This is a genomic window from Nostoc sp. CCY0012, from assembly GCF_963920855.1.
Taxonomy (GTDB): domain Bacteria; phylum Cyanobacteriota; class Cyanobacteriia; order Cyanobacteriales; family Nostocaceae; genus Cyanocohniella.
Genome location: NZ_CAWUDM010000063.1, coordinates 1 through 12987 on the forward strand (window position 1 = coordinate 1; position 12987 = coordinate 12987).

The 12987-nt window shown below is 42.5% G+C and carries 10 protein-coding genes; all 10 read right to left on the minus strand.

Annotation, left to right across the window (positions count from 1 at the left end; genetic code table 11):
- Positions 1–439: hypothetical protein (locus ACM0OS_RS18065; RefSeq protein ID WP_414544585.1), on the minus strand; the 439-nt coding region annotated here is incomplete at its 3' end.
- 613 nt (positions 440–1052) lie between these two features.
- Positions 1053–2117, minus strand: a complete 1065-nt coding sequence (aroF, locus tag ACM0OS_RS18070) for a 3-deoxy-7-phosphoheptulonate synthase (RefSeq protein WP_414544586.1) — start codon at positions 2115–2117, stop codon at positions 1053–1055.
- Positions 2118–2216: 99 nt separating this feature from the next.
- Positions 2217–3311 (minus strand): anthranilate phosphoribosyltransferase, encoded by a 1095-nt coding sequence (gene trpD / locus ACM0OS_RS18075; RefSeq protein WP_414544587.1) that lies wholly within the window; start codon positions 3309–3311, stop codon positions 2217–2219.
- The gene (gene trpB / locus ACM0OS_RS18080) at positions 3308–4534 is read right to left on the minus strand and encodes a tryptophan synthase subunit beta (RefSeq protein ID WP_414544588.1); all 1227 of its coding nucleotides are present in this window, start codon (positions 4532–4534) and stop codon (positions 3308–3310) included. The genes trpD and trpB overlap by 4 nt, the downstream gene beginning before the upstream one ends.
- Before the next feature lie 243 nt (positions 4535–4777).
- A complete protein-coding gene (gene trpA / locus ACM0OS_RS18085; RefSeq protein WP_414544589.1) occupies positions 4778–5602 on the minus strand; it encodes a tryptophan synthase subunit alpha in 825 nt (274 codons plus the stop codon).
- 28 nt (positions 5603–5630) lie between these two features.
- A complete protein-coding gene (locus ACM0OS_RS18090) occupies positions 5631–6584 on the minus strand; it encodes a zinc-dependent alcohol dehydrogenase family protein (RefSeq protein WP_414544590.1) in 954 nt (317 codons plus the stop codon).
- Positions 6581–7405 (minus strand): indole-3-glycerol phosphate synthase TrpC, encoded by an 825-nt coding sequence (gene trpC, locus ACM0OS_RS18095; protein WP_414544591.1) that lies wholly within the window; start codon positions 7403–7405, stop codon positions 6581–6583. The genes ACM0OS_RS18090 and trpC overlap by 4 nt, the downstream gene beginning before the upstream one ends.
- 8 nt (positions 7406–7413) lie before the next feature.
- Positions 7414–9615, minus strand: a complete 2202-nt coding sequence (locus tag ACM0OS_RS18100; RefSeq protein ID WP_414544592.1) for an anthranilate synthase — start codon at positions 9613–9615, stop codon at positions 7414–7416.
- Between the two features lie 606 nt (positions 9616–10221).
- On the minus strand, positions 10222–11589 hold the full coding sequence (locus ACM0OS_RS18105; protein WP_414544593.1) for an alkaline phosphatase family protein: 1368 nt from the start codon (positions 11587–11589) through the stop codon (positions 10222–10224).
- A gap of 6 nt (positions 11590–11595) precedes the next feature.
- Positions 11596–12870 (minus strand): metabolite traffic protein EboE, encoded by a 1275-nt coding sequence (eboE, locus tag ACM0OS_RS18110; protein ID WP_414544594.1) that lies wholly within the window; start codon positions 12868–12870, stop codon positions 11596–11598.
- Positions 12871–12987 lie beyond the last annotated feature (117 nt).

A 12987-nucleotide genomic window follows, 5' to 3' on the forward strand; every position in this document is an offset into this window, starting at 1 on the left:
GGTTACCGCCACTACCACCAGCAAAGGGATTACCACTACCACCAGCAAAGGGGTTCTCTCCACCTGCGAAGGGGTTACCGCCACTACCACCAGTCAAAGAATCACCGCTACCACCGGCAAAGGGGTTACCGCCACCACCAGTCAAGGAATCGCCGTTAGTAGCCCAAGGGTTGACACCACCAGTTAATGGGCTGCCAGGAGCATTTGGGTTGCCAAAGCCAGTAAAGGGATTACCTCCAGAGGGAGCGCTACCTCCATTTTGGGGGCCACCAGCCAAGGGGTTATCGCCACCAGCACCACCACCAGTGGATCTGAGAAAACCCTGGATTATTGTCTCTTCACTGACACCTGGAATATTAAACAAAGCACCAAAGGGTGATTGTCGAAGTAGTTCTCCTGGAGAGGAGTTGCTGTTACCACCATTAGTTGAATCTGCCATGAAAATTAATTCTCCTCTTGTTCAGATAAATATCTCGATAGTGCTGGAACATTAAATAGAGAAAATTTAACCAGCTTTCTGATTCTTTTTTGTTGCTAATTCTCTAGCTAGTTATGAGATTTTTGAGATTAATCGATGCATATCAATGAACATCTTAATTATTGGTTTAATAACAAGACATTCATTATTTTTTGCTCATCTTACATTCAACTCTAGAAAGCTTTGACTATAATTGTAATGAATAATCTTTAGGTTTTAATGATAATATTTTAGGGATTTTATTAATTATCTAGGTAGCTTTAAATGTAAAATTGAATACTTGTTTTTGTTGAATTTTAGAGTATTTTTAGCGCATGACAACAGTACTTTATTACATCAGCTTTTTGATGGTCTATGCACACCCTATGTGTATTTCAAAAAGCAGATGAAAGTCCTATGTCATGCGCCAATTATTTATCTGGAGGTTGCATTCAAACTTGAAAAAAACATTGGATATTCAATAAAGATGTTTGCTACACAAAATTTACTTTTGAATGCAACTGATACTGATTCTCTATGAGGATGCACTTAATATTAAAAAGTACAAATTTATAGAGAATAGGTATGAGCAGAACTAAACAGAAGTTACCAATGTAGGTATAGACCAACGATTAACTACTTTGCCTAGAACTGACATTTCTTGAGCCAAGCGGTCAAATTTTTCAGGAGTTAACGATTGTGGCCCATCAGATAATGCTCTAGCGGGATTTGGGTGAACCTCGATCATCAAAGCATCTGTACCAGCTGCGATCGCAGCTAAAGCCATAGATGGAACATACTCAGATCTACCAGTACCGTGACTAGGATCAATCATGATTGGTAGATGTGTGAGCGATCGCAATACTGGCAGTACTGATAAATCCAAGGTATTACGAGCATATTTACCATCAAATGTCCTAATTCCTCGCTCACAAAAAATCACATTGGGATTCCCTGATGCCAAGATATATTCTGCGGCCATCAACCACTCGTCAATTGTGGCTGACATTCCGCGTTTGAGTAGTACAGGTTTCTCTTGAGCGCCTACTTTTTTCAGCAACGAGAAGTTGTGCATATTCCGCGCGCCGATTTGGATGATATCAGCTACTTTCGCTACGGCTGGTAAATCGGCAGCATCCATCAGTTCTGTAATGATGCCTAAACCAGTAGCTTGACGCGCTGCTGCTAATAAATCTAGGGCGCTTTCACCATAGCCTTGAAATGCATAAGGTGAAGTCCGGGGTTTGTAAGCTCCTCCACGCAGAAATTTTGCACCGGCTGCTTTAACCCGCTTTGCTGTCTCCACAATCATGGCTTCGTTTTCCACCGAACAAGGCCCAGCTACCACCACCACAGGATGATGTTCTCCGAAATAAACACGACCATTGGGTGTGGGTACAACAACTTCGCTGGCTTCTCCATGTCGAAATTCTCGACTCACCCGCTTGAAAGGTTTTTCTACTCGCAATACTTGCTCAATCCAAGGGCTGAACTCCTGGATTTGCATTTTATCGATGGTGGTAGTATCACCAATTAATCCCAGAATAACTTTACGCGCACCAACACTTTTTTCTACTGTGACTCCCCAGGTGTCTTGCAAATCTTCACTAATGCGAGTGATTTCGTCAGTGGGTGTTCCGTTTTTAAGTACTACAATCATTTGTTTTCCTTTCTATATTATTAATTGGGCGTTGCTGATTAGTGGGATGATTTGTGTTTCGCGCAAAGGTGCAAAAATATCCTTAATAGAAGTTGGTAATTATTGCAAAAATGCAGTGAGTTGTTCTAACTTTGTCCAAGCAGCACCGCTGCGTAGCACTTCTTTAGCAACGACAATCCCGTTAACACAGCCTTCTAAAATATCTGTGTTTCCATCAATAGCCTCACCAACTTGCAGAGCTAAAGCTGTATTTAAAGCCACTACATCTTGCTGGGCTTGAGTGCCTTTGCCTTGTAAAACTGCCTTTAATATTTCTGCATTTTCTTGGACATCTCCACCCCGTATAGCTGTGGTTGGTGCAGGACTTAAACCCAGTTCTTGAGGATTTAGTGTTAAGCAATTTACTTTTTGCTCTTGGAGTACAGCTAAGTAAGTCACATCCGCCAACCCAGCCTCATCTAACCGTTCTCGTCCGTGGAGGGCGATCGCTTGACGACATCCCAATTGTGATAAAGCTTGAGCGATCGCTTCTAATAAAAGCGGGTCGTTCACACCTATAATCTGTCCTGTTGGACGCATGGGATTGACTAACGGCCCCAACAGGTTAAAAATAGTCCGCACCTTCAAAGTTTTCCGCATAGTAGCAACTGCTTTTAGTGCTGGATGCCAACCTGGAGCAAACAAAAAGGTAATCCCAACTTCTGCAACAGCCGCCTGAACTTTCTCAGGACTGGCGTTAAGATTTATCCCCAAGGCTTCCAACACATCAGCAGAACCAGCCTTACTAGATGCAGAACGATTGCCATGTTTAGCAACTTTCACCCCGGCTGCGGCGGCGACAAAGGCCACAGCAGTAGAGATATTAAAAGTTGAAGCTCCATCTCCACCAGTTCCACAGGTGTCTATGAGGGGGGTGGTGAGTAGGGAGTTGGGAGTGGGGGAAGAAGATTGTGATTGTAAGACACTAGCCATCCCAACCAATTCTTCTGCGGATATGCCTTTGGCTTGAAATGCCGCTAAAATCGCCCCTGAGATGACGGGGGGAATGGCATCTGTGAGCCAACCTTGCATGAGATCCGCCGCTTGGGAAATAGAGAGCGATCGCCGCTCAAGCAACTGTTGCAATAAAGCTGACCAGTTGTAGGAGTCTAAAGACAGGGGAATATTGTGAGGTAAAGCTTGAGTGGCTATCATTGGAGTAATTTGGCTACAGTTTGCACATCCTTGTCGCCTCTGCCAGAGCAGTTGATGACAATGCGAGGATTACCATCTAATTGAGGACAGAGAGTTTCTAAATAGGCGATCGCATGAGCAGTTTCTAAAGCGGGAATAATTCCCTCTAGTTGCGAAAGCCTCTGAAATGCTGCTAATGCTTGTTTATCAGTGACGCTGTAATATTCAGCACGACCCAGATCCTTTAAATAGCTATGTTCTGGCCCAACGCCAGGATAATCTAGCCCGGCACTAATGGAATGTGCTTCAATTATTTGACCATCGTCATCTTGTAGTAAATAGCTCATAGCACCGTGCAGTACGCCAACTTTGCCTCGCGTTAGAGTCGCTGCGTGTTTTTCTGTATCTACACCTTCGCCTGCTGCTTCCACTCCCACTAGACGCACAGAAGGTTCATTCATAAACTCATGAAACAATCCAATGGCATTGGAACCACCACCCACACAAGCCAGCAGAATATCTGGTAATCCTCCCCATTTATCCTGACACTGGACGCGAGTTTCTTTACCAATAACTGCGTGAAAATCACGTACTATCATCGGGTAGGGATGAGGCCCAGCAACCGAACCCAAGATGTAATGAGTTGTTTCTACGTTTGTCACCCAATCCCGAATCGCTTCGGAAGTTGCATCCTTAAGAGTGCCAGTACCTGCCTCAACCGGACGAACTTCCGCCCCCATGAGCTTCATGCGAAACACATTTAGGGCTTGGCGTTCCATATCGTGGATACCCATGTAAATCACACATGACAAACCGAACCGCGCACACGCAGTAGCAGTTGCCACACCATGCTGTCCAGCACCAGTTTCTGCAATAATGCGCTGTTTACCCATGCGTTTGGCTAACAAAGCCTGAGCTAAAGCATTGTTAATTTTGTGAGCGCCGGTATGATTTAAGTCTTCCCGTTTTAAGTAAATTTGCGCTCCTGTGCCATCAGGTCTAGCGTAGTGTGTAGTGAGGCGTTCCGCAAAATATAAGGGGTTGGGTCGTCCTACATAATCCCGCAGTAAGTTTTGCAATTCGGTTTGAAAGCTCGCATCATTGTGATATTGATGAAATGCGGCTTCTAATTCGCTTAATGCGGGCATTAATGTTTCAGGAACATACTTCCCACCGAATTTGCCAAACCTGCCTAAAGAATCAGGTTGCACAATTGTATTTTTGATGTCTGATATACTTACCACGGTTTAAAACCTCTGAGATTCAAGTATTTTCTGTAAAAGTCTAAAAGTCGATATTTCCTTTGTGTCTTTTGCGATATGCGCTGCGCGCACGCTACTTTTAATCAAACTGCACACAGAAGATATTAATAAATTTGTTTCGCGCAAAGGCGCAAAGGCGCGAAGGAAAAGAAAGGTAATTGTGGGTGGTTTTTCTCCCCTGCTCCTGTCCACTGAGCGTAGCCGAAGTGCTGCCCCCCTGGTTTTTCACTTGGCACTAACTTGTTGCAGAGATACGGGACTAATTGCTGCTTTCAATTCTCGACAAAATTTTTCTATGGATTGTAGTCCTTCGGTTGGGCTACCTTCAGCTAACCTTTGCACAAAAGCACTACCAACAATTACTGCATCTGCACCCCATTCTCTTACTTGACGTGCTTGTTCTGGTGCTGAGATGCCAAAGCCAACGCCAATGGGTTTATCGGTAACACTGCGTAAATCGGTGAGTAAATGTGGCACTCGGTCTTGGAGTTGGGAGCGGATACCAGTTACACCAGTTACACTTACAAGGTAGATAAAACCCTGAGATTGACGAGCGATCGCTTCTATCCTTTCTCTAGAACTGGTAGGGGCTACAAGCAAAATTACTTCAATTTCAAAGGAAGCGGCAGCTTGTATTAATTCTTCTGATTCTTCTAAGGGTAAGTCTGGGACTACTAACCCTTGCACCCCAGCAACAGCAATTTCTGCTAAGAACGATTTAATCCCCCGGCGCAAAATGGGATTGTAGTAAGTGAATAAAATGATTGGTGCTTTGAGGCTAGGGCTAACATCTTGCAACATTTCTAGCACTTGCTCTAATTTGATGCCTTTTTGCAACGCGCGAGTTGCGGCTGCTTGAATCACAGGCCCATCGGCTAAGGGGTCGGAGTAGGGAACGCCTAACTCGATGAAGTCAGCACCATTACGATCTAAGATGCGTAAAGCTTCTGCTGTAGTTTCTAGGTCAGGATCACCAGCTGTGATGAAAGGAATCAAAGCACACTGTTGGCGATTGCGTAAAGTCTGAAAGGAATGAGAAATAGCAGCCATCCTGATAATTCACCTCAAAAAATGGTTTCTATACAACTTCAATCACGATTTTGCCGCGGACATCTTCACCACGTGATTCAAGTTTTTTATGAGCTTCTGCGACTTGATTTAATGGAAAAGTCATCCCCACCACGGGTTTGATTTGACCCCGTTCAATGAGGTTTCTTAAAGCATCAAGCTTGGGACGGGTGTGATCTAAATGTACGAAGTGGATAGTAATATTCTTGAAAATGGCGGCGTTGAGATCACCGTCAACACCTGTGACAGTTACAACACGACCATCGGCTTTTGTCACTACCAAACTTTGAGCTAGAATTTCGCCCCCAACGGTAGTTAAAGTTACATCAACTCCTTTCCCGTTTGTTTCCTGCTGAATGATTTCAATAAAGTTTTCGTTGCGGTAATCTATTACTCTGTCTGCACCAAGAGACTTGACAAACTCGGCATCATAACTGCCGCAGGTTGTGTAAACATAAGCACCAGCGGCTTTAGCGATTTGGATGGCAAATGTACCAACACCACCGCCACCACCATGAATTAGTACTGTTTCACCAACTTGGATATTTGCTCTGGTGATGAGTGCAGCCCAGGCTGTACCACCGGCAATAGGTACGCTAGCAGCTTCTAAATGATTGATATTTCTAGGCTTTCTAGCCACAATTGATTCATCAGCAACATGGTACTCAGCATTCGCACCATCACCACTCATGAGTTCAATGGCGTAATAAACTTCGTCGCCGACTTGAAAGTCTTGGACGTTTTCACCAATTGCCTCAACGACACCGGAAACGTCATAACCTAAAATTGCGGGGAGTTTAACTCTAGGGCCGAAAAAGCCTTGACGCATTCCGCAGTCGGCGGGATTTAAGGAAGTTGCATAAACTTTGACTAAAACTTGGTTTTGCTTTGGTATGGGTTTATTGACATCCCGTTGTGCAAATACTTCTGGACTGCCAAAGTTTGTGATCACGATCGCTTTCATAGGCTCAAGATATTACGTACAGCTTCTTCTATATTGCTTTGTTTTATTAAAGACTCTCCTACTAAAACTGCACGCGCACCAGCATCAGCTACAAAGGATAAATCAGCAGGTGTATACAATCCAGATTCACTAACAACGGTAAGATCCAAGTTTTTGATTCTTTGCCGACGCTGTGTTAAAAGTTGCTGTGTGGTTAGTAAATCTACTGTAAAATTCTCTAGATTACGGTTGTTAATTCCCACTAAACGCAGGTCTTCCAACTTTAGGACTCGATCTAGTTCGCTCAAGGTATGGACTTCTACCAGGGCGTTCATTCCCAAATCGTGAATTAAATGTAAAAATTCTTGGAGTTCTGTATCTGATAGGATGGCAGCAATTAATAAGACAGCATCTGCACCTACTGTACGTGCTAAATAAATTTGGTAGGGGTCAATGATGAACTCTTTACACAGTAAAGGTAATTTTACAGCAGAACGCACAGCCCGCAGATTAGCAAAACTACCTTGAAAGAACTTTTCATCAGTCAGTACTGATAGACAAGCCGCACCACCTCGTTCATATGCTTGGGCGATCGCTACTGGGTCAAAGTCAGCCCGAATAATTCCGCGACTGGGTGATGCTTTTTTTACTTCGGCAATTAAGCTGGGTTGACTGAGATTTTGTTGTAACGCAGTCAAGAAGTTTCGCACAGGCCGCGCAGCCGTTAACTGTTGTTGCAAAGATGCTAAAGATATTTCTTGTTGCATTTGTACAACTTCTGACTTTTTATGCCACACAATTTCTTCGAGAATGTGGCCATGAATGGCAACTGGATGATTCATAAAATTGCTCATCTAATAACTAATGACTCTTTGGTTTGCGTATATGCACTTACCAAGTTTTTAATCATTGCCAAACCGATTTCTCCGGTGAGAGTCATGATTGATTCTGGATGAAACTGAACCGCAGCAATGGGAAGTGTCTGATGTTCTATAGCCATAATTACGTTGTCATCAGAAATCGCCGTGACTTTAAGTTCTTTTGGTAATTGTTGCGGTAGGGCAAATAATGAATGATATCTACCGACGGCGAAGGATTCTGGTAAGTTTTTGAATAAAACGGCATCTGCATCAGTAACGAAAATCCGCGAGGATTTACCATGTTGGGGATAATTGAGAACTCCTAGTTCTCCACCAAAGGCTTCTACAATCCCTTGCAGTCCCAGACACACACCGAATATGGGAATTTGACGACGCATACAGGCGGCGACAGTCTGGGGAACTTGAAAATCATTTGGTCTACCAGGGCCAGGAGACAACACAACTAAATCCGGTTTTTCTGTATCTAATAGTGATTCAGGGAAGCCGTGACGTAGTGTGGTGACAGTTGCACCAGTTTGACGGATGTAATTGGCAAGGGTATGCACAAATGAGTCTTCATGATCTATAAGTAAGACGCGTTTACCAGATGCAACGTCTGGGACACATTTGCTTGATATCAGGGAATTGCAATCTTCAGTTTTTTCGTTTTGCTGCGCTCGACGAATTGTTTCAAATAAGGCTGCTGCTTTAGTAATTGTCTCTTGTTCTTCTGCGTGGGGGATGGAGTCATACAGAACAGTAGCACCAACTCGCACTTCTGCGATCGCGTCTTTCAATCTGATTGTCCGCAGGATTAATCCTGTATTCAAATTGCCATTAAAGTTTAAATACCCAACAGCTCCACCATACCAACGGCGGGCGCTACGTTCATGCTGTTCGATAAACTCTATTGCGGCTCTTTTGGGTGCGCCGGTGACTGTAACTGCCCAAGTATGGCTAAGAAAGGCGTCTAAAGCATCAAATTCTTTTCTGAGTAAGCCTTCCACATGATCCACGGTATGGATTAAGTGGCTGTACAATTCAATTTGACGACGGCCAATGACTCGTACTGAACCAGGTTCACAAATCCGGGACTTATCATTGCGATCTACGTCAGTACACATTGTCAACTCAGCTTCATCTTTGCGTGAGTTGAGTAATTGAAGAATTTGATCGGCATCATCTAGAGCATTTTGTCCCCGGCTAATGGTGCCACTAATGGGGCAGGTTTCTACACGTCTACCTTCAACCCGCACAAACATTTCTGGAGATGCACCAATTAGGTATTCTCCGCCCAAGTTAAAAATAAATCCATAGGGACTAGGATTAATTTGCTTTAAGGTTTCAAATAGTTTGCTGGGTAGTTCTTCACAGGCTGCAAAAAAGTTTTGACTAGGAACTACCTCAAATAAATCGCCCCGACGGAAGTAATTTAGTGCCGCCTCAACTTGGTGTTTTGCATACTCGCCTCTTTGATGATCAGCGGTTTGATTCGGGACGAGATGCTGTCCTCGATAATCGACAGATTCACCTGTACGAGGCAGATTATTAGTGCTACCGTCAGCTGTTTCAAATTCATATTGAAGTCGAAATGCTTTTTGTAAATAGTAGTCAACTAGGATTAATTCATCAGGCAAATAAAGTACTAAATCGCGTTGGTCTATGGGACGTTCTAACTGCTGATTAATTGGTTCAAACTGAAAAATTAAGTCGTAACCAAAAGTACCGTATAATCCTAAATGTTCGTCTTCTTGACTAAAGAAAATATGTAGTATTTCCCGAATTACTGTAAATGCTGAAGGTTGTTTACTCCGCTCTTCTTCAGTAAATAATTCTTGTGTATGTTTTACCGAACCTAGAATAATATCATCATCTTGGATGACATTTTGCAGTTGTGGGGAAGCTGATAAGTTCTGGAAAATTAATGGTAAAAGTATCTGACCGCGATCGTTCAAAGCTGTCAGAATGAAAGTATTTTCTCTGGTTGTCAATTCTAGCGGTGGATTGACAAATCCGATTGCCCATCTTTTGTATCTTCCTGGATATTCGTAGCTGCTATTCAGCAAGCCTCCACGTTGAGAATTTAGGTGGAATAGAATATTTTCCAGGGCAGTATTCATGTTAACTTCTGTAACCGAGCGAAAGATATGTACACTGCCAAGTGTTGTGTAGGAGTGGGAATCAACAATCATGGGTAATTACTCTGAATATTTCTTAGTTCTTAGTCACAAGCTACTCATGATTAAATTCAAATTTAAACAAGTTCGATTTTTTAAAAATTTGGCAATTTCAATAAGTTTTGCCAGAAATTATGCAATTAAAAATTATTTATCATTTCTTAATTAAGTCTACTCAATTTAAAGTGGCTAATAAATGAACAATTCTTCGATAGCAGTAACAATTTATTTGGTTTTCATACTTTTATATATACGTAAATTTCAAGAATACCATTTATGATTTTTTGCCTCTTCCTATAGTTATATATTTAAGTAAGTAGGACGGCGTAAATAATTAAAGGTTTGTAGTGAGGACTTTAGTCCTCAAATAAGGGCTGAAGCCCTTACTACGAAATAAATTTTGATTCTTTGACATTGCTTAACATAGTTTGATTTTTTATCGCCGACTTACTTACAGCAGATTTCATATCAGTGAGGTACACAATGGCGGGCAAGATGCCCACCCTACAAGATTTACAATATATAAGTCCATACCTCATTTACTTGCAAAGCGCTGTATATGTAAAAAATAAAAAATCCTGGTTTTGCCAGGATACGAGAAATACTGATATTTTGGCAACCTTAAAATAGATGCCTAAGAATGAGTGAGCAAACATCATTAGCTTTTATTGATGAAGAGTCAAGCAAGTGAGTTTGTTTGGTAATCAACAACGGCCCCTCAGTCGGAGAAGGTGGAATACAACCGTGAGATCCACGTACTAAGTCAGCATCTAAAGGAATAACATCCATCAAGTAGCGAAATCCCAGCTTTTTCTTTAAAAGTTTAAGACCGATTTTGACTTGGGGAAGTTTGATTTGAGGGTCAAGAAACAGTTCTACAGGATCGTAACCTGGTTTGCGGTGGATATCTACCGTTCTGGCAAAATCGGGAGCATTTTTATCATCGAGCCAGTAATAATAAGTAAACCAGCTATCTGGTTGAGATACTGCTATTAATTCTCCTGATCTCCCATGATCCAAACCATAGGCTGGCTTTTCGACATCATCTAAAACATAGGCGACTCCCTCAATCTCTTCGAGAAGCGATCGCACTTTAGGAATATAAAATGGATCGTTGACGTAGACATGAGCAATTTGATGATCGGCAACGGCAAATGCTTTACTTGCACCAGGATCTAGCAGTTCTCGTCCTAGTTCTTCGCGTACTTTTAGTAAACCATGTTCGCGCAGCATCCGATTCAGGTGGACAGGTTGAGATACTGGGGTAATTCCGTATTCAGACAAAACGATTACCTGAACGCCACGATTTTCATAGTATTGAATCAAATCGCTACAAACCGCATCAATTTCTTGTAAGTCTTGAGCTACCTTGTTTGTATCAGGGCCATATTTTTGTAAGCAGTAGTCTAGATGTGGTAGATAGACAAGGGATAGGGTGGGATTATGGTGTTCTTCCACCCATTTGGCTGATTCTGCAATCCATTGGGTAGAACGGATTGATGTGTTGGGGCCCCAGAAATTAAACAATGGGAACTGGCCTAAATCATCTTGGAGTTGCGATCGCAATTTTCCTGGTTGTGTATAAATATCAGGAATTTTTCTCCCATCAGCAGGATACATCGGTCGGGGGGTAACGGCATAGTTCACCGATGAGTACATGTTGTACCACCAGAATAAGTTGGCGCAGGTGAAGTTGGGATCTAGTTCTTTGGCTATTTCCCACACTTTGGGTGCTTGCACAAGTTTGTTAGACTGTCGCCAAAATTTAATTTCGCACTCATCCCGAAAGTACCAACCGTTAGCAACAATTCCATGTTCGCTTGGTTGTTTACCTGTGAGATAGGTTGCTTGTACTGTGCAGGTGACAGCAGGTAATACGGGTTGTACTGATGCTATCCCGGTGGATGACCAACTCGAAAGGAAGGGTGTATGTTCACCTATGAGGCTAGGTGTTAATCCTACTATGTTGAGAACGACAGTTTTTTGCATAAATTTTCAACCCGCGTAGGCGGGTTTTGCCTGTGTAGCTGCGACTTCCAGTCGCCTAGTGCATAATAAATTTGCTAGAACCCACTCATATTCTCGTTGAATAGATGCTAGTAAATCTAATTTCATTGCTTCTGGTAATACGTCCCAGGTGTAGGTTTCAATTTCTAAATGGGTGCAACCGTTGTCATGTTGCAGCAAATCTAACACATTAGCGATGTCGTCCTGAGTGGACTGTAATAGTTGGTAATCGCGGATGAAAATTGGTACATGAAAGTGGATTCGCCACTCGCAAGCGCTTGTATGTTCCAGGTTGGGTAAGGCGGTTTCTAAATCTGAATAATGAAGCAATCTGTTATTAGGTTCGCGGGCAATTACCTGATGTAAATATGTAGATTCAGCGAAAGGACGTAATCTTTCTGCTATTAAGTGGCGTTGTTTAATATCTTCTGGTATCTTCACTTGCAACGCCGCACTGATTTGAATTTTGCCTATTTTAATTCCCGCTGCTTGAAATTGCTGGAAAACTGAGAGGGGATTTTCGTACTCCACAGCAAAATGGCAAGTATCATAACAAATACGTACGTGTTCTAATAAATGACTTTCCGCAACCTCTTGTGAAATTCCCAAATGCTTGGCTAAATAAGCGCCACCAACAGGTAATAAATGCGCCTGGAAATAATCAATGACTTCGGCAGCATTTTCAATTAATCCATCTGGTTCTGGCTCCAAATCCAGGTGCAGCAATTTTCCTTGTTCAGCCCGGATGTGTACCATTTGTGCTACTACCTTGGCTATTTGCAGGCTAGCATCATCCATAACTGATGCTTGAACAAGTTGATTGCCCTCATACCAAGGCTTATAAGATAACGGCAGCGTAGAAATACTACCCTCTACATTATGAGGCAACAATTCCGCCAAAATATGTGTTAATTGCAACGTGTAATCTAACCGTTCCTGCTTAGTCCAATCCGGTGCATAAACTTGGTCTTTCACCACCTGCCAATGAAATTGACCATAGGGAAAACCATTCAAAGTAAATACATATAAATCATGTTCTGTCAACCATAACTTAAACTCATTCAAGGCATTTCCTTGAAGTAGTTTGCTAGCGGCTACCTCTGCCAAACGTAACCCAATCCCAAAGGATTTATCTGGTGCTAATCTGGCTTTCAGGGGTGGAACATACTGCTTTAAATTGCTAAAAACCTGCTCCCATTCCTCACCAGGGTGAATATTAGAGCAATAGGTTAGGTGAAAATTATTATTAATTCCTACTTTCATCTTTTTTCTTCCTAACAAATGTAAAATAAGCGGGTAAATAATCCTCTTTATTCCCTATACTTAATGTCTTCTTACGCAAGAACTCTCCCAAACTCTTCCTTCTTTGTGTACCTTGCG